The sequence below is a fragment of the Ewingella sp. AOP8-B2-18 genome, assembly GCF_052376015.1.
Classification (GTDB): Bacteria; Pseudomonadota; Gammaproteobacteria; order Enterobacterales; family Enterobacteriaceae; genus Ewingella; species Ewingella allii.
Window position 1 is genome coordinate 107,692 of the sequence record NZ_JBQSVB010000010.1, and the last position, 24,408, is coordinate 132,099.

Annotated in this window: 19 protein-coding genes; 7 read left to right on the forward strand and 12 right to left on the reverse strand. The window is 54.6% G+C overall.

The features are described from left to right. Positions 1 to 30: 30 nt before the first annotated feature. The 4 genes from ACT3RR_RS18340 to aaeX all read right to left on the reverse strand — a co-directional run bounded on the left by ACT3RR_RS18340 (position 31) and on the right by aaeX (position 4,794). Entirely contained in the window at positions 31 to 1,491 is a 1,461-nt protein-coding gene (locus ACT3RR_RS18340) for an NAD-dependent succinate-semialdehyde dehydrogenase (protein ID WP_496200875.1), read from the reverse strand. Positions 1,492 to 1,685: 194 nt separating this feature from the next. Continuing rightward, on the reverse strand, positions 1,686 to 3,641 hold the full coding sequence (gene aaeB, locus ACT3RR_RS18345; RefSeq protein WP_353500751.1) for a p-hydroxybenzoic acid efflux pump subunit AaeB: 1,956 nt from the start codon (positions 3,639 to 3,641) through the stop codon (positions 1,686 to 1,688). A 6-nt stretch (positions 3,642 to 3,647) separates the two neighbouring features. After that, on the reverse strand, positions 3,648 to 4,583 hold the full coding sequence (gene aaeA, locus ACT3RR_RS18350) for a p-hydroxybenzoic acid efflux pump subunit AaeA (protein WP_353500750.1): 936 nt from the start codon (positions 4,581 to 4,583) through the stop codon (positions 3,648 to 3,650). Between the two features lie 7 nt (positions 4,584 to 4,590). Next, positions 4,591 to 4,794, reverse strand: coding sequence for a p-hydroxybenzoic acid efflux pump operon protein AaeX (gene aaeX, locus ACT3RR_RS18355; protein ID WP_034786671.1), 204 nt, complete (start codon positions 4,792 to 4,794; stop codon positions 4,591 to 4,593). Between the two features lie 295 nt (positions 4,795 to 5,089). On the opposite strand from aaeX, the gene aaeR reads away from it, so the two are divergent. Beyond that, complete coding sequence (gene aaeR, locus ACT3RR_RS18360; RefSeq protein ID WP_034786670.1) at positions 5,090 to 6,022, forward strand: HTH-type transcriptional activator AaeR; 933 nt, start codon at positions 5,090 to 5,092, stop codon at positions 6,020 to 6,022. Between the two features lie 50 nt (positions 6,023 to 6,072). Here the strand turns inward: aaeR and tldD are convergent, their stop codons facing one another. The 8 genes from tldD to csrD form a co-directional block, all read right to left on the reverse strand. Next, a complete protein-coding gene (gene tldD / locus ACT3RR_RS18365; protein WP_353500749.1) occupies positions 6,073 to 7,518 on the reverse strand; it encodes a metalloprotease TldD in 1,446 nt (481 codons plus the stop codon). Between the two features lie 115 nt (positions 7,519 to 7,633). Next, complete coding sequence (yhdP, locus tag ACT3RR_RS18370) at positions 7,634 to 11,491, reverse strand: AsmA2 domain-containing protein YhdP (protein WP_496200876.1); 3,858 nt, start codon at positions 11,489 to 11,491, stop codon at positions 7,634 to 7,636. A gap of 128 nt (positions 11,492 to 11,619) precedes the next feature. Continuing rightward, positions 11,620 to 13,089: a ribonuclease G gene (rng, locus tag ACT3RR_RS18375; RefSeq protein ID WP_353500747.1), complete on the reverse strand. Its 1,470-nt coding sequence runs from the start codon at positions 13,087 to 13,089 to the stop codon at positions 11,620 to 11,622. Then, complete coding sequence (locus ACT3RR_RS18380; protein WP_496200903.1) at positions 13,079 to 13,672, reverse strand: Maf family protein; 594 nt, start codon at positions 13,670 to 13,672, stop codon at positions 13,079 to 13,081. Before ACT3RR_RS18380 ends, rng begins: the two co-directional genes overlap by 11 nt. A gap of 7 nt (positions 13,673 to 13,679) precedes the next feature. Then, the gene (gene mreD / locus ACT3RR_RS18385) at positions 13,680 to 14,168 is read right to left on the reverse strand and encodes a rod shape-determining protein MreD (protein WP_034786663.1); all 489 of its coding nucleotides are present in this window, start codon (positions 14,166 to 14,168) and stop codon (positions 13,680 to 13,682) included. Beyond that, on the reverse strand, positions 14,165 to 15,172 hold the full coding sequence (gene mreC, locus ACT3RR_RS18390) for a rod shape-determining protein MreC (protein WP_353500746.1): 1,008 nt from the start codon (positions 15,170 to 15,172) through the stop codon (positions 14,165 to 14,167). Before mreC ends, mreD begins: the two co-directional genes overlap by 4 nt. Before the next feature lie 255 nt (positions 15,173 to 15,427). Next, the gene (mreB, locus tag ACT3RR_RS18395) at positions 15,428 to 16,471 is read right to left on the reverse strand and encodes a rod shape-determining protein MreB (RefSeq protein ID WP_007891976.1); all 1,044 of its coding nucleotides are present in this window, start codon (positions 16,469 to 16,471) and stop codon (positions 15,428 to 15,430) included. Between the two features lie 370 nt (positions 16,472 to 16,841). Beyond that, complete coding sequence (gene csrD / locus ACT3RR_RS18400) at positions 16,842 to 18,779, reverse strand: RNase E specificity factor CsrD (RefSeq protein WP_496200877.1); 1,938 nt, start codon at positions 18,777 to 18,779, stop codon at positions 16,842 to 16,844. 258 nt (positions 18,780 to 19,037) lie between these two features. Here csrD and acuI point away from each other — a divergent pair, with 258 nt between their 5' ends. The 6 genes from acuI to accC all read left to right on the forward strand — a co-directional run bounded on the left by acuI (position 19,038) and on the right by accC (position 24,361). Continuing rightward, positions 19,038 to 20,015, forward strand: coding sequence for an acrylyl-CoA reductase (NADPH) (acuI, locus tag ACT3RR_RS18405; RefSeq protein WP_496200878.1), 978 nt, complete (start codon positions 19,038 to 19,040; stop codon positions 20,013 to 20,015). Positions 20,016 to 20,183: 168 nt separating this feature from the next. Then, positions 20,184 to 21,185, forward strand: coding sequence for a protein-methionine-sulfoxide reductase catalytic subunit MsrP (gene msrP / locus ACT3RR_RS18410; protein ID WP_353500743.1), 1,002 nt, complete (start codon positions 20,184 to 20,186; stop codon positions 21,183 to 21,185). A gap of 18 nt (positions 21,186 to 21,203) precedes the next feature. Beyond that, on the forward strand, positions 21,204 to 21,806 hold the full coding sequence (gene msrQ / locus ACT3RR_RS18415; protein ID WP_353500742.1) for a protein-methionine-sulfoxide reductase heme-binding subunit MsrQ: 603 nt from the start codon (positions 21,204 to 21,206) through the stop codon (positions 21,804 to 21,806). 241 nt (positions 21,807 to 22,047) lie between these two features. After that, entirely contained in the window at positions 22,048 to 22,500 is a 453-nt protein-coding gene (gene aroQ / locus ACT3RR_RS18420) for a type II 3-dehydroquinate dehydratase (RefSeq protein ID WP_154145834.1), read from the forward strand. Positions 22,501 to 22,532: 32 nt separating this feature from the next. Then, positions 22,533 to 23,000, forward strand: a complete 468-nt coding sequence (gene accB, locus ACT3RR_RS18425) for an acetyl-CoA carboxylase biotin carboxyl carrier protein (RefSeq protein WP_034786647.1) — start codon at positions 22,533 to 22,535, stop codon at positions 22,998 to 23,000. 11 nt (positions 23,001 to 23,011) lie between these two features. After that, positions 23,012 to 24,361 carry an acetyl-CoA carboxylase biotin carboxylase subunit gene (gene accC / locus ACT3RR_RS18430; protein WP_353500741.1) on the forward strand — a complete coding sequence of 450 codons (1,350 nt, stop codon included), beginning with the start codon at positions 23,012 to 23,014 and terminating at the stop codon, positions 24,359 to 24,361. The last annotated feature ends 47 nt before the right edge of the window (positions 24,362 to 24,408 follow it).

The following is a 24,408-nucleotide window of genomic DNA, read 5'->3' on the forward strand; positions in this document are numbered from 1 at the left end:
AGATTACTGATTCAGCATTTTAGTATGTCTCTACAGATTACCTAAATGTAAGGTTTTCACCTGTAAATATTCTTCCAGACCTAACACCGAACCTTCTCGGCCCAGCCCGGACTCTTTCACCCCGCCAAACGGCGCGACTTCGGTAGAAAGCGCAGATTCGTTAATCCCAATCATGCCACTTTCAATCGCTTCGGCAACGCGGAATACGCGCTGCAAGTTTTGAGTATAGAAGTAAGCCGCCAGGCCAAACGGCGTGGCGTTGGCGCGCTCGATAACCTCGTCTTCGGTTTTGAAGCGGAAGCAGGCCGCCAGCGGGCCGAAGGTTTCATCTGCCGCCACTTTCATGTCGTCGTTGGCGTCGGCAATCACCGTTGGCTGATAGAAGTTGCCGCCCAGTTCGTGGCGCTGACCACCGACCACCAGACGACCGCCCTTCTCCAGCGCGTCTTTGACGTGGTCTTCAACCTTCTCTAACCCTTTGATATCAATCAGCGGGCCGACAATCACGCCGTCGTCCATGCCGTTACCGACTTTCAGCTTGCGCACTTCTTCCGCCAGCGCCGTGACGAACTTGTCGTAGACACCGTCCTGCACGTAAATACGGTTAATGCACACGCAAACCTGCCCGCTGTTGCGGAATTTGCAGCTCACCGCGCCTTTCACCGCGGCATCAAGGTCGGCGTCGTCAAACACGATATAGGGCGCGTTTCCGCCCAGCTCCATCGACACTTTCTTCATGGTGTCGGCGCTGTTGCGCACCAGCGTTTTACCCACTTCGGTCGAGCCGGTGAAGGAGATTTTACGCACCTCGTTGCTGGCCATGATGGCGTCGCTGATAGCATGCGTATCACCGGCCACGCCGTTGATCACGCCGTCGGGAACGCCCGCCAGGTGTGCCAACTCCAGCAGCGCGAAGGCTGACAGCGGCGTGTTGTTGGCAGGTTTAATCAAGCCGGTACAGCCCGCGGCCAGCGCGGGGCCGAGTTTGCGGGTCAGCATCGCCAGCGGGAAGTTCCACGGCGTAATGGCCGCAACCACGCCAATCGGTTCGCGGGTCGCAAAGATGCGTGAACCCTCTTTCACTGGCGGGATGATCTCGCCGTTGGCGCGCTTGGCCTCTTCGCTAAACCATTGCAGGTAGCTGGCGGCGTACTCCACTTCGCCCAAGGCCTCTTTCAGCGGCTTACCCTGCTCGGCCACCATCAGCTCGCCGAGGAACTGTTTGTTTTCAATCATCAGTTCATACCAGCGGTGCAAAATCTCAGAGCGCGCCTTGCCGGTTTTTTTGCGCCATGCCGGCAGTGCGTCGCTGGCGGCTTTGATGGCCGCGTTGGTTTCCGCTTTGCCTGCTTTGGCGACTTTCGCCACCACGTCGCCAGTGGCTGGGTTTAACACATCAAAAGTTTCTTTGGCTTCTTGCCATTTGCCGCCCACATAAAACCCGGTTTTAAACAGTTTGTGAGAAGTGAGTTTCTGTTGATTGGCTGACATAAAGGTTGTCTCTCCTGCTAATAAACATCGTTCGAAAACAACGACGTAAGAATGTAAGTTTCAGTCTTGAATCGCTTAAGTATAGCGGCTAATACGGACTGCGGGCTTCAGACCGCACATCATGTCCATGCGGCATAAGGAAAAAAAAAGCCGGAGCATTAAAGGCCCCGGCATGATTTACGCGAGTCTGACCGTTAGGCCAGAAAGGCGTGCTGGTACTTGTGCAGCATATCGGCGAGTCGTTTGACCGGCTCTGTCACCTTGAGCGGCGCGTCGTGTTCCACTAGCTTTTGCTGATACTCATTCAGCTCGGACAACAGCCGCTGATAGTAGTAAGTTCGCTTGCCTTCGCCCGACGACACCACGTGGTCGGCGGTATTACGGATTTTCTTGTGGAAGGCAGATAGCTCTTCGCTGACTGGGATCTCCGCCATTTTCATTCGCTGGTGCGCGATGATCAGCATCAGCGCCAGACGGTATTTATCAATGTCATTCGGGAACATTACCAGCAGCTGATTCAACTGATGGTAAAGCGCCGGAAGGTGGTTCTCACGACGGCGATACGCCTTGGTGGTTAAGGCCGACACCGCGCTGCTCATAAAGCGGTTCAGCAGTGTGCGCCCGGTTTTGTCGCGCGATTTATCGCGAATTAGCAGCAGCACCACCAGCGCAATAATGGTACCAATCGCCTGGCCCGTTGCATTGTCGAGAAATGCGCTTACGTTAAATTTCATTGGGTTACTGAGCACCAGCACGTTGATAGTACCCGCCAATAGCCCCAGCATACCCAGACGACGCTTCTGCACTTCAATCCCAATGAAGAAGGTCAAAATCCCCAGACAAAGGCAGAGCAAGAACAGGCTCTGCTGGGTGGCGGGCATGATGAGCATGAAGTAAATGGAGCCAACCGGGATTGCCAGCAGCATGCCGACCACGAAGTCTATCGCCATGCCTTTCGGATTTGGAGTGCGCATCGCCAATGAGGTCACTACCGCAATGATCACTACGCAACCACTCGCCGAGGTCCAGCCGGTCCATAGCCACAGCAGGCAGCCCGCCGCGCTGGCGACAAAGGTGCGAATACCGTTAATCAGCGCGTGGTGGCGCTCGGCGGAGGCTGGCCTGACTTCCACCTCGGTATTGAGCAAATCGGCTTCCAGATTGCTAATGCTGCTATTGGTATGAATGCCCTTAATCAGCAGCAGCGCGCGCGTCCCGGCTCCAATCCAGCTGGTGACGGTGAGCAAAATATCTTTGCTATGGGAGGAAGAAACCGCCAAACGCAGCTGTTTCATCCGCCGACGCACTTCCAGCGGCGTCTCTGCCGGTTCGGCAAACAGCGCTTTGATCTCAGGCGTCACCCGGTCAGGGGAGTTTTGCAAAATAAGATAGGTTTCGCAGGCCTGCGTAATCAAACTCAGCGAGGTGCTGTGCAACGCTTTCAACCGCCGGTTGCAACGCTGCCAGCGCGAAGACTCCATCATTAGGCTGTTACGCATGCCGTTAAGCGCGGTGGTGCTCTTGATAAGATTGCCCCACGACTTGTCAACATCCTCTTTATCACCACGATTAATACACAGCCGCATCAGCGCGAACTGGTCTAGCAGCAGTTGGCTAACCGCCCGGTCAATGTCGGTTTTGATCGAGCGCGGGGAAAACAGCAGGTCGGCCACGATGGCGCAGCAAATACCAATCACGATTTCACTACAGCGCTCGACGGCAAACTGCGGCGTCTGCAAAGGGGTGGCGGCGGAAGTCACTACGATAATTAGCGCCGTGTATCCCGCCAGCCCGAGCGCATAGGAGTTCTCGACGCGAACCAGCGAGGACCACCAGGTACAGACCCCAGCCCAGATGCAGCATAAAAGCAGCATCACTACCGGGGCACGCGCCGTGGCGATAACAATGACTAACGCCGCGATACAGCCGAAAAAGGTACCGATAACGCGCAGGAAGCCACGGTGGCGAATGGCACCGGCGAAGGGTTCTCCGCCCGCCGCCATCGCCGGGCCGGAGGTGACGATCGCCGCGGTCATCGCAGCCCAGCGCGGGGTTTCCAGCTGCATATAGAAGCCGAGAACCAACGCGCCGAGAATGGCGAAAGTCAGCTTGCAGGCGAACCTGATACGCGGGATCAGTATGCTATTCATCGCCGATTAACCGAACTCACGCAGACGGTGCAACATTCTGGAGAATGGCGACTGGTGCTCATGTTTGATATCGTGATCGCCGGTGATCACCACTGTCGCGGTGGTCCCTGCCGGGTACGGGTGTTGCTGGTCAACATCATCAAGCACGATTTTCACCGGCACGCGCTGTGCCAGACGTACCCATTCCAAATTACTGTCTACCGTCGCCAGCCCGTTGGCTGCCGCAGAAGACGAGCTGTTAGTGACCGCCGCCGCGACGCTGTCCACGGAACCATGCATGATGCGATTGCTGCCCAGCGGGGTAATTTCGGCGCGGTCGCCTTTTTTCAGGCCAGAAAGCTTGGTTTCTTCCAGATAAGCCAGAATATAGAAGGTGTTTTTCTTCACCAGCGCGACGGCGGTCGAACCGCGATTAATGTAGTTCCCCGGATGCACGTTGAGGTTAGTCACCCAGCCGTCAGCCGGAGCCGTCACTACGGTACGCTGCAAATCAAGCACCGCGAGGTCACGCGCGGCCTGAGATTTTGCCAACTGGTGTTGAACCGTTTGCAGGACGTTATTGGCCTGATCGATCTCTTCTTGCGACATCGCCTGCACGCCCAGCTTCACGCGGCGGCCTGCTTCGCGTTTTTTCTCCGCGACCAGCGCCTGATAGTAGGCAACGTCGGCATTGGCTTCGTCCAGCGCCTGTTGGTAACGCGGCTGGTCTATTTTGAACAGCGTCTGGCCTTTTTTGACTAACTGGTTATCCACCACGGGAACATCCGTCACCAAGCCGGTGACGTCCGGCGCGATAGAAACCACGTCGGCGGTAAATTTGGCGTCACGAGTCCAAGGGGATTCGGTATAGAACGCCCATGCCCGGAAAATTGCGATGGCAGCAAGAACCACAAGGATTAACGTTATTAAGTAACGTATTATTTTTATAGAGAAATTTTTCACGACACCCTCAGATGAAGAAGCAGGAAATCAGGTAGAACAGACAGCAGTACATCGCTGTGTTAAATAACGCCGGATGCCAGACAAAGTCATAAATTCCGGTGGGTTGTAATAGGCGTCGTAGCAGGAAAAACAGCACTAACGCCAACAGTACTTCGAAGAACACCGGAGGAAACGACAATCCGAAAATCACCATTACCGGAAGCAAACTCATTCAAAAATCCTTAGTTTATAGTCACGGGCTTTCGTCTCGTGGCGTTACTCTCACCAGAAGGCCCCGTCGCAACACGCCCGAGCTTTATCATTATTTTAGGCAATACAACTGCATTCTGAGAGCCAGAATGAGTTAAAAAGAGACAATGGGTTTGCCAGAAAAGTGTGCGAAGGTAAGCATTATGTTGCCAGCGAGCGCCGAACCCGAGGTATTCACCCGAGCAAGTATATTAGCGTGCTTATTATCAAGTAATCAACGTTCTGTGATCACAATCACTTTTAAGCCAGAGTTAACAATGGAACGATTAAAAAGAATGTCGGTTTATGCTCAAGTGGTCGAAAGCGGCTCGTTTACTGCCGCCGCTCGCCGCCTTGAGATGAGTGTTTCCGCAATCAGCCAGACGATCTCAAAACTAGAAAATGACTTACAAGTCAAACTGTTGAACAGAAGCACGCGCAGCCTGAGCCTCACCGAAGCCGGTAAGATTTACTATCAAGGCTGTATGAAAATGCTGCTGGATGTACGCGAAGTACACGAGCAATTATATGCCTTTAACAACACGCCGACCGGCACGTTGCGCATCGGCAGTTCGTCGACAATGGCACAAAACGTTCTTGCCGCCATGACCGCCGAGATGCTGATTGAGTACCCCGGCCTGAAAGTGAATCTGGTCACCGGCATCCCGGCTCCGGACCTGATTGCCGACGGCCTCGACGTGGTGATCCGCGTGGGAAAACTGCAGGATTCGAGCCTGTTCTCCAAAAGGCTTGGCTCCATGCCGATGATCGTCTGCGCCGCGCGCAGCTATCTCAGCCAGCACGGTAAGCCAGAAAAACCGGCAGACATGGTGAATTTCTCATGGATTGAATACAGCGTGCGGCCCGATAGCGAGTTTGAGCTGATCGCGCCAGAAGGCATTACCACGCGCATCAACCCACAGGGGCGCTTCGTCACCAACGACTCGCAAACCTTAACGCGCTGGCTGAAAGCCGGGGTGGGCATCGCCTATGTGCCACTAATGTGGGTGATCAATGAGATTAACTCCGGCGAGCTGGAAATTTTATTCGGCAATTATCAGTCGGACCCGCGCCCGGTCTACGCGTTGTACACTGAAAAGGACAAAATGCCGCTGAAAGTGCAGGTGTGCATCAACTACCTGACCGAGTACTTCAAAGAGGTGGGGAAAGTCTATCAGGGCTATCGGCAAGGCAAGCTCGGGCCGAAATAGCATAAAAAAAGGGAACCCGTAGGTTCCCTTTCTATTATTAACTCGAAGGCTTAGGCGCTGCCGCCGACGGTGATGTTGTCGAGTTTCAGAGTCGGCTGGCCTACGCCCACTGGCAGGCTCTGACCCTCTTTGCCACAGACGCCGACGCCTTTATCCAGCGCCAGATCGTTACCGACCATGGAGATCTGCTGCATCGCTTCAATACCCGAGCCAATCAGCGTCGCGCCTTTCACCGGCTTGGTGATACGGCCTTTTTCAATTAGGTAAGCTTCGGTGGTGGAGAACACAAATTTGCCCGAGGTGATATCCACCTGGCCGCCGCCAAAGTTAGGGGCATACAGGCCGAACTCCACGCTGCTGATGATCTCTTCCGGCGTAGACTGGCCGCCCAGCAGATAAGTGTTGGTCATGCGCGGCATCGGCAGGTGAGCATAAGACTCGCGACGGCCGTTACCGGTCGGCGCAACGCCCATCAGGCGCGCGTTCAGCTTGTCCTGCATGTAACCCTTCAGCACGCCATTTTCGATCAATACGTTGTATTGGCCCGGCACGCCTTCGTCATCAATCGCCAGTGAACCACGGCGGCCCGGCATGGTGCCGTCATCCACCACGGTACAGAGTTCAGACGCCACCAGTTGGCCCATCTGCCCACTGAACATAGAAGTGCCGCGACGGTTGAAATCGCCCTCTAAGCCATGGCCTACGGCTTCGTGCAACAGCACTCCCGGCCAGCCTGCGCCAAGCACTACTGGCATACCACCGGCAGGAGCGGCTACCGCGTTGAGGTTCAGCAAGGCCATGCGCACCGCGTCGCGGGCGTAGGCTTCGGCGCGCACTTCGCCATTCACGGTTTCAAGAAAATAGTCATAGCCAAAACGACCGCCGCCGCCGCTAGAGCCGCGCTCACGACGCCCGTCATCTTCAACCAATACGCTGACCGACAGGCGCACCAGCGGGCGAATGTCCGCCGCCAGAGTGCCGTCGGTGGCGGCGACTAATACGCTTTCGTAAACGCCGGTAATGCTGGCGCTGACTTCCTGCACGCGCTTGTCTGTGGCGCGGGCAACACGGTCAACGCGATGTAATAACTCAATTTTTTCTTCGCGAGACAGGCTCTGAAGTGGGTCAAGGATCGGGTATAGCGCCTGATAGCCAATTTCACCCAGCGTGTGGGTTTTGCCATTGCCCTGCTCACGCACGATGCTGCGCGCGGCGGTGGCACTCTGCTGCAAGGCATTCAGGGTAATTTGGTCCGCGTAGGCAAAGCCGGTCTTCTCACCACTGACCGCGCGCACGCCAACACCCTGATCAATGTTGTAAGAGCCATCTTTGATAATGCTGTCTTCAATCACCCAGGCTTCGTGGAAACTGGATTGGAAAAAGAGATCGGCGTAATCGAGACGGCGTTCAGACAGTTGACCTAATACAGCGAACAGGTCTTGATGACTCAGATTGTTAGCGGTTAGTAACCGCTCACTGACTAATGCCAGACTCATAGATTCTCACTCTCTTTGGGGATGAATTGTCGCGGCATGAACTGTGATTCGTTAGCCGCCAAACAATTCTATCGTAACACGGGTTTTAAACAGCCTAACACAGCGCGTTCAGCACTCAAGGTGCGGCAGGCTCTTTTGCAGGTCGCGGTTGGCGCAGCACTTCATTAATTTTTGGATCCGCAATGGTGCCGTCGATATGGTAACGGATTAACGAAATCTTATTCCACAGCGGCGCCAATACCTTACTGGCGGCAAACACCGCCGCGCCGACGATTGGGTTGATAGCAAAGGCCGTGGCGACCCCGACGGTGGCAGAGATTTCAGGAGCAATCACCGCTTCCATATTTAGCCGCTGATTGACTAAATCGACGCTGCCGTTCATGGCGATATCCGCCGCCAACCCGTCAACCAGCAGGTCCTCGGTATGCAGCGTGCCGTCTTTGATCCAGGCGTTTGAGCGGATAGAGTCAAAGTAGAAGCCTTTGCCGAAGGTGTCACTGAAATCGAGTTGCAGCTTACGCAGCAGGGCGTCGAAGCTGACCAGACGCAGCAATTGCCCGGCGCGGCCGCCGCCTAAATCCACGATTTCACCTTTGCCAAGGTCAGTTTTCAGGGTGCCATTCAGGGTTTTCAGATCTGGCTTCCACGGAATAGATTTCCAGTGCAAATCAAAGTCGATGTTGAAAGGCGCACCGCGCAGTGGGGTAGTGACGCCGAAGAAGGAGGTCGCGGCTTCAATATCTTTGCCCGACAGTTTGCCTTTCAGGCCGGTAGATTCAACGCTGCCGTTCTGCTTCCAGTCGCCCTGCACGTCTAAACGCACCGAGCCGGTATCAATCAGGCCGTTGCGCAGCGCCAGCTGATCGCCACTCGGCGTGATATCAGCATTCACCTTGCGGAAGCTCTGCCCGAGGAACCAGCAGTCTTCACAGCGCAGAAGCAGTGCCGGCCATTTGGCGAAGGAAATTTTGTCATCGGCAAAAGGATTCTGGCCTGACTTACCGCCGCTGGCCGCATCAGCCACCGTCCACTGCGGGTTGAAATAGAGGTAGCGGATATTGGCTTGCCACGGACCACGGTCATTCATCGCCAGCGTGCCGTCGATCTCTTTGCCTTTCGCCGTGATGTTCATGCCATTGCTGGCCTGAGTCGAGCTAATCAGTAGGTCATTCCAGACCTGACCGCCTAATTTGAGCTTCGGCGTGGTCAGCGTCACTTCATGTGGGAAGCCAAAAGAAGCGGCGGTATTGGCCGCTTTCTTCGCGCCTTTGGCACTCTTCTGCACTGGCGCTTTCGGGGCGTTATCTGGCGACATCAGCTCCAGCCAGCTCTCGCCATCCAGCTCAGGCAGGTGCAACGTCAGGCTGCTGGTCGCTGGCAGCGGCGGGGTTTTCTGGGCATTCATCTGCCAGGAGGCGCGATCCAGCTGTAGCTGCTTGCCCAGCAGCCAGCGGCTGTTGAAACGGTCTTTGCCGCCCAGCACGCCATTCATTTCAAAACTCTTCAGCCCGCCTTTGGCATTTACCGCCAGTGGCAAACTGCGGCCCGGCTTCTTGTCGAGCGGGCTAGGTAAGTGACTACTTACACTCTTCAGGTCGGTGGTTACGCCGATACTGTAATTTGGCTCACCCTTATGAGGGAGTGAAATATCCACCGTCCCTTTCCAGGGTGCGCTGCCGCTGAGTTTGCTGGCAACAGCATCCGGCATGCCGGTGATTTTGCCCAGTTCCCAGTTGCCGTCCAGACCGACATTAATTTGATAATTATCAGTAAGTTCGTGCGTGCTAAACTGCACGTTCAGAGGTTGCCCGAACCAGTTGGCGGTGAGCAAACTACTCTGCAAGTTGCCGTTGTCGTAGGTGAACTGGCCGCTGAGGTGCTCAATGGTACTTTCCAGCGGTTTGATAAACAGGCTGTTGTCATTGAGCGTCACGCCGCCGGTGGCGCGAACTTCTTCGCCATCCAGCGGGATATCAAGGTGTAAGCGACCACTCACATTGCCGCCAATCTGCAGCTCATCTAGGGCCGCGCCGAGGGAGTCCTTCAGCGGCGTGTCCTTAAAATAGTCACCAATGTCTTTGCCGGTACCTGAAATGTCGGAGTCGATGAACAGCTTCTCTTTCAGATAATCAGGGATGTTGGCGACCACGTTATTGCCGTCGGCATTACCCAATTTGGTGTGCTCGGCTTTCATGAACAGGCCGTCATTGAGGAAATCGAGGTCGATATCCAAATTGGTCAAGGCTGGCCACTCAGGCTGGAACTGGAAGGTGGCGTTACGCAGCGGCACCCACACTTCAAACTGCCCTTCATGCTTTTTAAACGGGAAGTCGTGCGGATTGCCGTTGAAGGTCAGCGTGGCATTATCCACCTGCCCGGCCTGAATCGCCTCGCTGAGATAATCCGTCAGATGTTTGCCCATCAGCGGCTCAGGGAAGTAGCGCCACGCTTGCCCTGCATCATACAGACGAATGCCGCCGAGGATTTTTAGCCACGGCTCGCCGTGCTCCGGCTGGTTATAGTGGAAACCGCCTTTGACCCACAGGCCGTTGGCTTTGACATCCAGGCTCTTCGACCACAGCGCCCAGCCCTCTTGGCTATAGCTCCAATCGACGGTGCCCTGCGCCGCGCTGATCTCCAGCGGCGCGCGGAACATCTCACCATACGGCAGTAGGCTGTCTTGCAAATTGACCGTCAGTTGGCCGTGCTGCACGCTGCCGCTCAGCTGGCCGCTAAAGTGATTCACGCCCGGCAGTAGCTGCCAGCGATCCCAGCTGAGATCGCGCCATTTGGCGGCAAAGCGCGTGTGGTCGGTCTGCTTAAGAGGAATATCTAACGACAGCTGGTCGATTAAGCCTTTTGGCTGGATATCCTGCCAACGCTCGAGCAATTCTGGCGTCAGGAAGGAGAAGGTTGGGATAATCGGCCCAAGGCGCTCTAACTGAAGCTTGGTGGCTCTCAGGCGAAGTTCATCCCCCTGCGAAGCCCCTAAAAACTCATTGTTTTCCGGCAGATACAGCGCGCTGATTTGGCCCTTCGGCCAGGCCACGCCGTCAGTTTTCAAGTTGAGCTGCTGGGCATCGACCTGCCAGCCATTGCCCTGTCGGCTGCCGTGCAGCGTCAGGTTCTCAACGTCTAACCGATGCTCCTGCCCCGCGCTGCTCCAGGTCGCCGCGCCGTTTTTCACCCAAGCGTCACCGGCGTAGATGTCGCCGCCGCGCACGGTCAGCCAGGCGGCGAGGCTGAAGTCAGCACTTTCCAGCCCGGTGTTGCTGCGCAGCCAGCGGCTAAACCAAGGCTTCATGTCGATATCGTCGGCCTGAAGATAGATTTTTCCGTTGTTGAGCAAACCGTCGTTGTCGTTAAGGTCCATGCGCACCTGCACCACGCCATGCTGGCCATTGAAGGTCGACAGGCTGATCAGCCCCTCGGCGCGGTGGCGGTTGCGGCTGTTCAGCCAGCGCAGCTGCGGCACGGTGATTTCGGCGCGCTGCCCGGCTGGGGTCATAAAGGAGATATGGCTGTCGCGCAGGTCGAAATGGTCGACCTGCTTGAGGAAGATGTCGCTGATGCGGTTAGCCTCGAAACCTTTGCCGTCGTTGGTTTTATTACCAAAAGTGGCGTTGGTATCAAGGTCGAGATTGTAGAAAGTCAGGTCGCGGAACTGCCAGCGGAAATGCAGCAGCGATTGCCAGACATCCAGCGCCAGAGTCACGCGCTCGGCTTTCACCGAGGTGTCTGGCAGGGTCACGCTAAGGTTTTTTAACTCAAGAGTCGGGCCAAAGGTTTTCCAGCTGCCGCTGATTTGGTCCAGTTCGATAGGCACGCCGGTCACAGACTCGATTTTGCTGACCAGCTGATCCTGAAAACGGTGAAGCTGAGGCAAAGCCAGACGCAAGCCACTGATTGCCAACGCAACAATCACGATAATTGTTGCGCAGGTAGTTAACAGTATCCCCGGCAGTCGCCTCAAACTTCTCTCCTTGTTTCCATTCCGCGGGCATGTTGGCCCCGGACTACAATGGAAATTTAATAAATTTACCCATAATCAATGATTTATGTTGCGGCCTATGCCGCCGCAACGCTAAGCCGGACGGGTAATCACATCATGACAACGTCGAACTGCTCTTGGTTGTAGAGCGGCTCGATTTGAACTTTCACTTGTTTGCCGACGAAAATCTCCACTTCGGCCAGCGCGTGGGACTCTTCCCCTTTCAAGGCTTCGCCGACTGCCGCAGAAGCATAGACCAGGAAACGGTCGGCGTCATAGGCGTGGTGCACGCGAACAATTTCACGCAGGATTTCATAACAGACGGTTTCGACGGTTTTCACCGTGCCCCGGCCGTGACAGGTTGGGCAATCGCTGCACAGCACGTGCTCGACGCTTTCGCGCGTCCGTTTGCGGGTCATTTCGACTAAACCTAGCGCCGAGAAGCCGTGAATGCCGGTTTTCACCCGATCTTTTGACAGCGCCTGCTCCAAAGAGTGCAGCACCCGCCGACGATGGTCCTCATTCGCCATATCGATGAAGTCGATAATGATGATGCCGCCGAGATTGCGCAGGCGCAGCTGGCGGGCAATGGCTTGGGTCGCCTCAGTATTGGTATTGAAGATCGTCTCTTCCAGATTGCGATGGCCGACAAAGGCACCGGTGTTGATATCCACGGTGGTCATGGCTTCGGTCTGGTCAATAATCAGATAGCCGCCGGACTTGAGTTCGACTTTGCGTTCCAGCGCGCGCTGGATCTCATTCTCAACGTCAAAGAGATCGAAAATAGGCTGCTTGCCCGCGTAGTGCTCCAGCTTGGCCGTCATTTCGGGAATATATTCGCTGGTAAATTCCACCAACAGTTCATAGGTCAGGCGCGAATCTACGCGAATTCTGTCCAGCGCTTCGCCAGCAAAGTCTCTTAATACGCGGTGCGCCAGCGCCAGCTCGCCATAGAGTTTGCACTTGGTTTTATTGCGGCGCTTGCGCTCCATGACTTTGGTCCACAAACGCTTGAGAAAGGCGGCATCTTGTTTAAGTTCTTCTTCGCCAATCCCTTCTGCCGCGGTGCGGATAATGTAGCCACCCTGCTCGTCACAATATTCCTGAACGATATTTTTCAGGCGATCGCGCTCGGCTTCGCTCTCAATGCGCTGTGAGACACCCACGTGTGAGGCGCCCGGCATGAAGACCAGATAGCGGGAAGGCAGAGTAATGTCGGTGGTCAGGCGCGCGCCTTTGGTGCCCAGCGGGTCTTTCACCACCTGCACCATCAGATCTTGCCCCTGATGGACCAGCTCTACGATGTCACGAACGTTAAAATTCTTTTGCTCATCACGAGCCACGCACTCGGTGTGCGGCATGATGTCTGAAGCATGTAAAAAAGCCGCTTTCTCTAGACCAATATCAACAAAGGCTGCCTGCATACCCGGCAGAACTCGGCTGACGCGACCTTTGTAAATATTGCCTGCAATGCCGCGCTTGGCTTCACGCTCAACATGGATCTCTTGCAAAATGCCACCGTCAATGTAAGCCACGCGCGTTTCGGACGGCGTAACATTGACCAGTAATTCAGCTGTCATGCTTTCTCCTAAGCTCGCGTAATGCAGCAAACTCACTGTACAGTTCTTGAGTTTCCACTAAAGGAAGCCCGACCACTGCGTAGTAGCTGCCGCGAATTTCACGGACGAAACATCCGCCCTTTCCCTGAATACCGTATGCACCCGCTTTATCCATGGGTTCCCCGCTCAGAATATAGTGCTGAATATCATCCGAGGATAGAGAGCGGAAGGTGACATCAGTCACAACCAGCGTACTACGATGCGTCTGGCGGTCCGCCAGAGCAATGGCCGTCATCACTTGATGCTGGCGGCCAGACAATGCGGTTAACATCTGCGCGGCATGAGCTTCATCGCGCGGCTTTTCCAAAACCTGCCCGTCGAGCACCACGATGGTGTCAGCACCCAGCACCGGGAGGTCCTGCGGCGCAACGGCCACGCCTGCTAAAGCTTTGTCACAGGCGAGGCGCAGGACGTAGTCTGCTGGCGCTTCATCTGGCTGCTTTTGCTCGGCAACGTCAGTCACCAGACGTTCAAAAGCCAACTCCAGCACGGCCAGCAATTCGCGGCGGCGCGGTGAACCAGAAGCCAGATAAAGTTCAGTCATCATTTCCTCATTGCACAGCGAACTGACGGCGAATTTTGCGCATCAGCAGGAATAACCATGGCCAGAGAATGCCGTCGACCACGCTGCTCCAGAACACTTCCGGACGAAACGAGACATTCACCACCAAAAACTCGGCCCAGAACACCACCACGTCGACAGCCAGTGACAGCAGCATGACGATCAGCGCTTGCTGCCACAGGGCCATGTTGCGGAACAGTTGGAACTTGAAAGCGACCAGATAGGCAATCAGCGCCAAAGCCAGCGCGCGCACGCCTAGCGTCGAGCCAAGAATCAAATCCATCACAAAACCGACGATAAATCCGGTACCTACGTTGACGCGATGCGGCAGCGCCATGACCCAGTAAATCAGGATCAGCATCAACCAGGATGGCCGAAACATGTAGATCTCGTCCGGCCACGGCATCACTTGCAATAACATGGCTATCAGAAAGGATAGCCAAATTATCCAGCGGCCGTGGCTCCGGTAGCGATTCATTGACTGCCCCCGCTAGAAGGCCGTGGCGAAACTGGCGTGGTAATGGTGCCAGTAGCAGGTTGAGGAATGGGAGCAGGAGGGCCCATTTCGCCCGGAGGCGGCAGGACCTGAGGCATCATCTGCATCAGACGCTCATTGGCGACGCGATGCACTTCGTCCGGCGGCAATGGCTTATCGCCATTGCGGTCAGAGCCCCACAGCAGCAGCAGGTAACGCAGGCGTTGCAGACCCGCCGTCGGGCGCGCCTGAATCACGGTGTAAGCACGCTGGTTATCGACTTTTACCGAAGAAACTACGGCAACCGGATAGCCTTCAGGGAAGCGACCGCCGAGACCGGACGTCACCAGCACGTCACCGACGCGGATGTCGGTATTGCTCGGCAAGTGCTCCAGCTGCAAGTCGTCAGCACAGCCGCTACCGGCGGCAATCACGCGAATATCGTTACGCAAAACCTGAATCGGCAAGGCGTGGGAGGCGTCGCAGATCAGCAATACGCGGCTGGTGACGGCACCCACGGCGACCACCTGACCCACCACGCCTTTATCGCTAATCACCGGCTGGCCGACATAGACGCCATTGTTGCTGCCTTTGTCGACGACAACCTGATCGCTATAGGGGTCATTGCTGGTCGACAGCACCTGAGCCACCATCTTGTGCTCATCCTGACGCAGCGGTGACCCCAGAAGCTCGCGCAGTCGCGCGTTCTCTTGCTTGAATTGGCCGAGAAGCATCAAATCGCTGTTTTTGAGCAGCAATTCCTGCCGCAGCGCGCGGTTTTCAAGTTCAAGAGACTGGCGGGTAGCGAAGGTGGTGGAAACCTGATCGAGGAATTCACGTGGAGCATTCGACAAAAAATAGAAAGGGCTGACGGCAGTGTCCATATAGGTGCGAATCTTAACGAACGTACCTACTTTACTGTCGGCAAAAATCAGGACAATGGCCGTGAGAATAGCCAAAAAAAGTCGCAGTTGCAGGGAAGGTCCCCTGCTAAAAATCGGCTTCATAAAATATGCGAGTTCCTCGGCAACAGAAGGTTTCAGCCAATCCAGTGAAAGATAGCCTAAGCAGGAAAAGTAGCAAGCGAAGCGGATCGAGCGAAAACTACCTGAATACGCATTTCGTCAGGTAGTTCGATGCACGACCCCAATTTGACACTGCATACTTTAACGCAGCAGGTTTCACCAGACGGACATTCACCTTGGCGGGCAAGACTTATTCTTTGCTATGCACGCCTTAAGCAAAAGCGTGCGTCGCTAAAATTACTCTTCGCTGAACAGGTCGCCGCCGTGCATGTCGATCATTTCCAACGCTTTACCACCGCCGCGAGCAACGCAGGTCAGCGGATCTTCTGCCACAACCACCGGAATACCGGTCTCTTCCATCAGCAGGCGATCGAGGTTACGCAACAATGCGCCACCGCCGGTCAACACCATGCCTCGCTCGGAGATGTCAGAAGCCAACTCTGGAGGACACTGTTCCAGCGCAACCATCACCGCGCTAACGATGCCAGTCAGCGGCTCTTGCAGCGCTTCAAGAATTTCGTTGGAGTTCAGAGTAAAGCCGCGTGGAACGCCTTCAGCCAGGTTACGACCACGAACTTCAATCTCGTGAACTTCATCACCTGGGTAAGCGGAACCGATACCGTGCTTAATACGCTCAGCGGTGGCTTCACCAATCAGTGAGCCGTAGTTACGACGCACATAGTTGATGATAGCTTCGTCGAAACGGTCACCACCGATACGTACAGAAGAAGAATAGACCACGCCGTTCAGGGAGATAACCGCGACTTCGGTAGTACCACCGCCGATATCCACAACCATAGAACCGGTCGCTTCGGAGACAGGCAAACCTGCACCGATCGCTGCTGCCATTGGCTCTTCAATCAAGAACACTTCACGCGCGCCTGCACCCTGTGCAGATTCACGGATAGCGCGGCGTTCAACCTGAGTTGCGCCGACTGGCACACAGACCAACACGCGCGGGCTTGGGCGCATGAAGCTGTTGCTGTGAACTTGTTTGATGAAGTGCTGCAGCATTTTTTCGGTCACGAAGAAGTCAGCGATAACGCCGTCTTTCATCGGACGAATAGCAGCGATGTTGCCAGGAGTACGTCCCAACATCTGTTTGGCATCATGGCCGACGGCCGCAACGCTTTTCGGTGAACCAGCACGATCCTGACGAATAGCCACAACTGATGGCTCGTTCAGCACAATGCCTTGTCCTTTTACATAAATGAGGGTATTGGCGGTACCCAGGTCGATGGACAAGTCGTTGGAAAACATGCCACGAAATTTCTTAAACATAACGAAAGGATAATCCTGCTAGCTGGGGGCGGAAAATAAAATCCGCCTACTTTACCAACCACGCGAAGCAGCGACAAGGCGCAAAAACGTTCTGCTTCGGTGAAATTGTCCACGATGTCGGCCGCTTACAGTTGCGATGACTTTTGGTTGTGAAATCAGAGGTGAAAAATGACCTGTTCATTTAAACCAGAATCACTCTTTACCTGTGTACAACCAGCAACTTACAAGCACCAACACCGCACATGAATTCTTGCTCTCGCTCCGAGAACTCCCGCCACAATTCGCCAAAAACTTTACAAACAGGCGTCATTGGACAGTAACCGGTTAAAGGCTGCGCCATTCTACGTTAAATCTTCACATTACGATCAGTTTAAACATCACCGTTGTGTGAATATTTTTTGCTAACGGGCTCCACGGCCTGCGGGATAGCAAAAAAATCACCCTGCCCGCCATGAATGCCCTTTTCTAACAGTACTGCCCACTCTTCTTTACTGCGCACGCCAGAAGCGAAAACCTTGGCTTGTGTTCCTTCACAGGCGCTAATCAGACTTTGTACGAACAGCTGATTTTCAATTCTTTTGTCGATATCGCGAATCAATCCCGGGTGCAGTTTCACCCGTTCAACCGGGAAAGTTTTCAAATATGAGGTGCTGACCACGGTAAGCCCGGCTTGAGAAACAGCAAGACGGCAGCCCATTCCTTGTAGCAGGCGGACAACGGGCCGTAATCGCTCGGTATGTTGACAGAGATCTGCCTCTGCAAGTTCAATCAGAATGCGATTACGCTGCTTTTTTTCGCATTGCAGCAAGGTATCGCGCAACCAGCGGACAAAAGAGCGCTGCAATAATGAATCAACCGTCAGGTGAAATGCCAACGTTTCGTCCGGCCAGCGCGCCAGTAACGGAATTATCTGAGAAAGCATTTGGCGATCATAGCTTTGCGACATGCCAAATTGCACCACCAGCGGCATAAACTCGGCGGCCAGCAGCTCTTGCTCGCCATCAAAGATACGGCGCTGAATTTCACGATGATCCAGCTTGCGGTCTTTGGTAAAGCTGCCTTTATGATAAAGACGCGGCCCGCCGCGCGATAGGGTATTTTCCAGTAGCGTGCGCCATTTAACGCTGCCGCGCCCTTTTTCAGGCACTTTGCTGTCATAAACCAGCCAACTGTTACTTCCCTGGAAGGCTGCGTTGCGCGTCGCCTGCTCGGCGTGGTCCATCACCTCTTCCGCCTGCTGACCAAAACGATAAGCACTGATACCTATATATAGAAGGGCATCGCGATCGATATTGTTAGAGGTTGGCAGCGCGCCGAGCGCATTGACCAGTTGGGCCGCCATCACTTCTGCTTCTTTTAAAGTGCGGTGAGGCAGTAACACAGCACAGTCGCTGTGGAAATAGCGCGCCAGCAGGGCATCGGAGTAGCGCATGACGAAGGTCGAAAGCAGATTGACCATCGCGGAACGCAGTTCATCAACGTGCCCCTGCCCGTGGATTTCGCGCAGCGTGTCGAAGTCAGGCAGTCGCAGCAGCATAACCACGCCGTGCGCGCCCTTTTCTTCAAGCTGAGTCGCCAATTGATTGTCGAAAAACAGCCGATTACTCAGGCCGGTCTGGGCATCTTGCTGGGCAAATGCACGAATTAGCGTGTCGACCCGGCTGCGTTGCTCGCGGGCCTCGGCCAGATCCGCCATCAGTAAATCAATGGCGCTACTGGCAAAAGGCGGCCATTCGGAGACATCACCGTGGCGAATATTCTCCCGCTCGCCGCGAAGAATGCGCTGGGCGCGCTCTTCCAGTCGTTCCAACCCAGCCGTCTCTCTGCGCAGCCAGCGGAAACTCATCAGCACCACTACAATCATCAAAATAATGGCGAAGCTGATGGTGATGGTCGAGCGCAGCGAATGGGTGTAAGTGGTAATGGGGTCTACATACACCACGTGCAGCGCCATCGACGGGTGCTGCATCAGCGGCAAGGTTGTCTCGGCATAGTCGGGGTAGCCGCTGTCCCAGGCCGCGTGTAAATCGGCGGACTCGCGGTATTGCAAAAAGGGTTTTTTATTTTCCAGCAGGGTGATGCTTGAAACATCCAGCATGCGCATTGCCGTCGGCATCCAGCGCTGGGCTTCGTCGGGAGTGTGTTGCAGAAGAGATTGGTCGAAAGTGGTCGCCAGCGCCCGTAAATGCTGCTCAGTATTTTGCTTGCTGAGATAGACAAAGCTAAACGTCACGCCGAGCAGCATCAGCAACATAGCTACTGCAACCAGCATGGAAATAAGCGCGGTGAGTCTGTTAGTAAATCGCATCCTTGTGCCTTACCTGAAACCTATAAATGAAGGAGGCAAACCAGAGAATATTCCTTCATTGTCAGGCCGCCGTTTAAACGCCGCTATCATAAAACATAAGCATGTCAGATCCGGTAAAGATTTATGCAAAATTGTGCCTAAATTTGCACTCAGTGGCACCGTTTTTGTCTCATATCAGTCCCTATCCCCCCTATTGCGTTATATTCATAGCATAGCAACTGCATAAACAATCAATTGATAAATCTTATGGAGCTCAAAATGCGCGCACTTTTATTACAGCAAGACGCAGGCCAGACCCTTTCCAGCGTGGGTGATATCAGCATAGATGATTTGCCGGAAGGCAATGTTGTGGTCGATGTTGACTGGTCGAGCCTCAATTATAAAGACGCAATGGCAATCACCGGCACAGGGAAAATTATCCGCCAATTCCCGATGGTGCCGGGCATCGATTTCGCCGGTCGGGTCAGTAGCAGTGAAGACCCACGCTTTAGCGTCGGCCAGCAGGTGATCCTCACTGGCTGGGGCGTGGGCGAAAACCATTGGGGCGGGCTGGCAGAAAAGGCGCGCGTAAAAGGTGACTGGCTGGTGCCGCTGCCGGAAGGTCTGGACTCGCGCCACGCGATGATTATCGGCACCGCCGGATTCACCGCCATGCTTTGCGTGATGGCTCTGGAGGAAGGCGGCGTGCTGCCCGACAGCGGCAAAGTGATTGTCAGCGGTGCCAGCGGCGGCGTGGGCAGCACGGCGATCACTCTGCTGTCGACCCTCGGCTATGACGTGGTGGCAATCAGCGGGCGCGCCAGCAATACCGAATATCTCAAGCAGCTCGGCGCGAAAACCGTGCTGTCGCGCGAAGAGTTCAGCAAAGAAGGCCGGGCGCTGGATAAACAGCTGTGGGCCGGCGCCATCGACACCGTCGGCGACCACACGCTGGCAACCTTGCTGTCGCAAACGGTCTACGGCGGTACGGTGGCGGCCTGTGGTCTGGCGGGCGGTTACCAGCTTCCCACCACGGTGATGCCATTTATTCTGCGCAACGTTCGCCTGCAAGGGGTAGATTCTGTGATGTGTCCGCTGCATCGTCGAATGGACGCCTGGGAGCGCCTGACCCAGACTCTTCCTGCTTCTTTTTATGAGCAAGCCGCTACGGAAATCAGCCTTGAACAAGCGCCAACGGCGGCCGCCGGAATGATGGCGAACACCATTACGGGCCGCACTCTGGTCAAGGTGCGCTAACAGCTAAGCCAATCAGCAGCGCAGGAAAACTCTCCCTGCGCTGCTCGGTTCTCTTCTCCTCTGAAATTTCGTATTTTCCCCAGTCCTCTCGCCAAAAATCGATTTAACAGCCATTCTTAAACCAGAATCCTCAGTAACAATAATGATTAAGAAATTCTGGAGTACGCCATGAACAATTCCCGCAAACTGACTGAGGCAGACGTCACGCCTGAAAGCATCTTTCACGATCGTCGCAAAGTATTGCAGGCACTGGGCCTGAGCGCGGCGGCGCTGGCCCTGCCCCAGACCGCCAAGGCCGACATCTCATCCTGGTTCAAAGGCCACGACCGGCCGAAAGCGCCAGCCGGAAAGCCTTTGGACTTCACCAAGCCCGCCGCTTATCAAAATGACCTGACGTTAACGCCAGAAGATAAAGTCACCGGCTACAACAACTTCTACGAGTTTGGTCTGGATAAAGCCGACCCGGCCGCCAATGCGGGCCAGTTGGTGACCTCGCCGTGGAAAATCGTGATTGATGGCGAAGTCGGCAAGCCGATCACCCTCGATATGGATGACATCATGAAACGCTTCCCGCTGGAGCAGCGTATCTACCGGATGCGCTGCGTCGAGGCGTGGTCAATGGTAGTGCCGTGGATTGGCTTCCAGCTGAGCAACATCATCAAGCTAGCCGAGCCGACCGGCAATGCGCGCTTTGTGGCGTTTAAAACCTTATATGACCCGGAACACATGCCGGGCCAGAAAGACCGCTTTATCGGCGGCGGGCTGGATTACCCTTATGTTGAAGGGCTGCGGATGGATGAAGCCATGCACCCGCTCACCATGCTGACCGTCGGCGTCTACGGCAAGGCCCTGCCACCGCAAAACGGCGCGCCAATTCGCCTGACCGTGCCGTGGAAATATGGCTTTAAAGGCATCAAGTCTATCGTCAACATCAGCCTGACCAAGAACCAGCCGCCGACGACATGGAACCAGATTGCCACCAATGAGTACGGTTTCTACGCCAACGTGAACCCGCACGTCGACCATCCGCGCTGGTCACAGGCCACCGAGCGTTTCATCGGCTCTGGCGGTATTTTGGATGTTAAACGCCAGCCGACGCTACTGTTTAATGGCTATGGCGATCAGGTGGCGTCGCTGTACCGCGGCCTCGATTTGCGCGCGAACTATTGATGATTTGAGGGAAATGCGATGCGGCGTTTGAGCCTGACACAAATTAAATGGCTAAAGGTGGTTATCCATCTGGCGGCGTTCCTGCCCTTTATTTGGCTGATCTTGTCGATTAATCAGGGCTGGTTCAGTGCCGATCCATCGAAAGATATTCAGCATTTCACCGGTAGGATGACTCTGAAATTGCTGCTGGCGACGCTGCTTATTACCCCCGTTGCGCGTTATGGTAAACAGCCGCTGTTGATGCGCGTGCGCAGATTGGTGGGTTTGTGGTGCTTTGCGTGGGGAACGCTGCATCTTCTCAGCTATTCGTTCTTAGAGTTGGGCATTAACAATTTGGCGCTGCTGGGCAGTGAATTGATTTCGCGGCCCTATCTGACATTGGGCATTATCAGCTGGATAATCCTGCTGGCGCTGGCCTGCACCTCGACATTGTGGTCGCAGCGCAAGCTGGGGGCGAAATGGCAGACATTGCACAACTTAATTTATGTGGTCGCCATTTTGGCACCGATTCACTACATGTGGTCAGTGAAAATTATCTCGCCACAACCCATCATCTACGCGGCAATTGCAGCGATCTTGTTAGCATTACGCTACAAAAAATTCCGCCAATGGCTGCGTTAACGGGCTTAACTTTTCTGTGTTCTACCCCGCATAATCCCACAGTCTAAACCCTCGGTAGCATTCTGAGGGTTGATTATCTTCGCTGATAAGACCAGTATTTAGCTGCGAATTGCCACGATATCATTATAATGCCCGACCTCATGCTGATGAGCAGGGTAGATTTGCCGCGAAATAGGTGACAAATCGGTGACATCAGGGTATTTTCTACAATCTTTGTCTAATTGCCGGAGATAGGCTCACAATGGCGCATAAGTTTGACATTTTGCTTCTAAACGGTCCTAACCTGAATTTGTTAGGGACGCGTGAGCCTGAAACCTACGGCAGCACTACGCTCAACGATATAGTTAAAGGTTTGGAGCAGCAGGCAGCCGCCGCAGACGTCGCGCTTAGCCATCTGCAATCCAACGCAGAGCACCTCCTGATTGATAGAATCCATCAGGCACGCGGAAACACTGATTTTATTTTGATCAATCCCGCAGCCTTTACCCATACCAGCGTAGCGCTACGCGATGCGTTGCTGGCAGTACAGATCCCGTTTATCGAGATCCACCTGTCGAATGTTCACGCCCGCGAGCCGTTCCGGCATCACTCCTATCTATCTGATATCGCAGTGGGCGTTATCTGCGGACTTGGCGCAGATGGCTACCATTTTGCTTTACAGGCAGCGGTTAACCGCTTGTCTAAAACCCATTAATTTTTTCGCAAAAAGAGTACGGAATCACACCCATGGATATTCGTAAAATTAAGAAACTGATCGAACTGGTTGAAGAGTCAGGCATTTCTGAACTGGAAATTTCTGAAGGCGAAGAATCAGTACGCATCAGCCGTGCAGCACCTGCGCAAGCTTACCCAATGATGCAACAAGCGTACGCAATGCCTGCGCCACAACAGCAACCGGGTCTGGCTGCTGCAGTTGCACCAGCGGCGGCGCCAGCTGAAGCCGCACCGGCTGCGATCAGCGGACACATCGTTCGTTCACCGATGGTGGGTACTTTCTACCGCACGCCAAGCCCGGACGCGAAAGCCTTCGTGGAAGTCGGCCAGAAAGTTAACGCAGGTGATACCCTGTGCATCGTTGAAGCAATGAAAATGATGAACCAAATCGAAGCAGACAAATCTGGCGTGGTTAAAGCCATTCTGGTGGAAAGCGGCCAACCGGTTGAATTCGACGAGCCGCTGGTCGTCATCGAATAACGAGGCGTACCATGGTAGATAAAATTGTTATCGCGAACCGCGGCGAGATCGCGCTACGTATTTTGCGTGCCTGTAAAGAGCTGGGCATCAAAACGGTAGCCGTGCACTCAACTGCCGACCGCGACCTGAAGCACGTACTGCTGGCAGATGAAACCGTCTGTATCGGTCCTGCACCTTCAGTAAAAAGCTATCTGAACATCCCGGCAATCATTGCTGCAGCTGAAATCACTGGCGCGGTGGCTATCCACCCTGGCTACGGTTTCCTGTCCGAAAATGCCGACTTCGCTGAACAAGTTGAACGCTCTGGCTTCATCTTCATCGGCCCGAAAGCTGAAACTATCCGCCTGATGGGTGACAAAGTTTCCGCCATCGGCGCGATGAAAAAAGCCGGTGTTCCTTGCGTACCAGGTTCTGACGGCCCGCTGGGCGAAGATATGGACCAAAACCGCGCCTATGCAAAACGCATCGGTTACCCGGTCATCATCAAAGCCTCTGGCGGCGGCGGTGGTCGTGGTATGCGCGTAGTACGCAGCGACAAAGATCTGGAACAATCCATCAACATGACCCGTGCGGAAGCCAAAGCGGCTTTCAACAACGACATGGTGTACATGGAGAAGTATCTGGAAAACCCACGCCACATCGAAATTCAGATTTTGGCTGACGGTCAGGGCAACGCGATTTATCTGGCAGAACGTGACTGCTCCATGCAGCGTCGTCACCAGAAAGTTGTCGAAGAAGCGCCAGCACCGGGCATCACGCCTGAGCTGCGTCGTTACATCGGCGAGCGTTGTGCGAAAGCGTGCGTAGACATTAACTATCGCGGCGCGGGTACCTTTGAGTTCCTGTATGAAAACGGCGAGTTCTATTTCATCGAAATGAACACCCGTATTCAGGTTGAGCATCCTGTGACTGAAATGATCACCGGCGTTGACTTGATCAAAGAGCAGCTGCGTATCGCTGCCGGTCAGCCGCTGTCGATCAAACAGGATGAAGTACGCATTCAGGGCCACGCGGTCGAATGTCGTATCAATGCTGAAGATCCAAATACCTTCCTGCCAAGCCCGGGTAAAATTACCCGCTTCCACGCTCCTGGTGGCTTTGGCGTGCGCTGGGAATCGCATATCTACGCTGGCTATACCGTGCCTCCGTACTACGATTCCATGATCGGCAAACTGATCACTTACGGTGAAAACCGTGACGTGGCGATTGCCCGCATGAAAAACGCATTGGCTGAACTGATCATCGACGGCATCAAAACCAACGTTGATCTGCAAATGCGCATCATGAGCGACGAGAACTTCCAGCACGGTGGAACCAACATCCACTATCTAGAGAAGAAGCTCGGATTGCAGGAAAAATAAGACCGTACCTTGCGTACTCTCTTACCAAGGCCGGATATTCCGGCCTT

What these genes read in the sequence shown, in the direction of transcription:
- msrP (WP_353500743.1), top strand. Translation starts at nt 20,184, where the DNA reads ATGAACAATTCCCGCAAACTGACTGAGGCAGACGTCACGCCTGAAAGC.
- aaeB (WP_353500751.1), bottom strand. Translation starts at nt 3,641, where the DNA reads ATGAATAGCATACTGATCCCGCGTATCAGGTTCGCCTGCAAGCTGACT.
- aaeX (WP_034786671.1), bottom strand. Translation starts at nt 4,794, where the DNA reads ATGAGTTTGCTTCCGGTAATGGTGATTTTCGGATTGTCGTTTCCTCCG.
- ACT3RR_RS18380 (WP_496200903.1), bottom strand. Translation starts at nt 13,672, where the DNA reads ATGACTGAACTTTATCTGGCTTCTGGTTCACCGCGCCGCCGCGAATTG.
- mreB (WP_007891976.1), bottom strand. Translation starts at nt 16,471, where the DNA reads ATGTTTAAGAAATTTCGTGGCATGTTTTCCAACGACTTGTCCATCGAC.
- mreC (WP_353500746.1), bottom strand. Translation starts at nt 15,172, where the DNA reads ATGAAGCCGATTTTTAGCAGGGGACCTTCCCTGCAACTGCGACTTTTT.
- aroQ (WP_154145834.1), top strand. Translation starts at nt 22,048, where the DNA reads ATGGCGCATAAGTTTGACATTTTGCTTCTAAACGGTCCTAACCTGAAT.
- aaeR (WP_034786670.1), top strand. Translation starts at nt 5,090, where the DNA reads ATGGAACGATTAAAAAGAATGTCGGTTTATGCTCAAGTGGTCGAAAGC.
- msrQ (WP_353500742.1), top strand. Translation starts at nt 21,204, where the DNA reads ATGCGGCGTTTGAGCCTGACACAAATTAAATGGCTAAAGGTGGTTATC.
- rng (WP_353500747.1), bottom strand. Translation starts at nt 13,089, where the DNA reads ATGACAGCTGAATTACTGGTCAATGTTACGCCGTCCGAAACGCGCGTG.
- csrD (WP_496200877.1), bottom strand. Translation starts at nt 18,779, where the DNA reads ATGCGATTTACTAACAGACTCACCGCGCTTATTTCCATGCTGGTTGCA.
- acuI (WP_496200878.1), top strand. Translation starts at nt 19,038, where the DNA reads ATGCGCGCACTTTTATTACAGCAAGACGCAGGCCAGACCCTTTCCAGC.
- mreD (WP_034786663.1), bottom strand. Translation starts at nt 14,168, where the DNA reads ATGAATCGCTACCGGAGCCACGGCCGCTGGATAATTTGGCTATCCTTT.
- accC (WP_353500741.1), top strand. Translation starts at nt 23,012, where the DNA reads ATGGTAGATAAAATTGTTATCGCGAACCGCGGCGAGATCGCGCTACGT.
- tldD (WP_353500749.1), bottom strand. Translation starts at nt 7,518, where the DNA reads ATGAGTCTGGCATTAGTCAGTGAGCGGTTACTAACCGCTAACAATCTG.
- ACT3RR_RS18340 (WP_496200875.1), bottom strand. Translation starts at nt 1,491, where the DNA reads ATGTCAGCCAATCAACAGAAACTCACTTCTCACAAACTGTTTAAAACC.
- accB (WP_034786647.1), top strand. Translation starts at nt 22,533, where the DNA reads ATGGATATTCGTAAAATTAAGAAACTGATCGAACTGGTTGAAGAGTCA.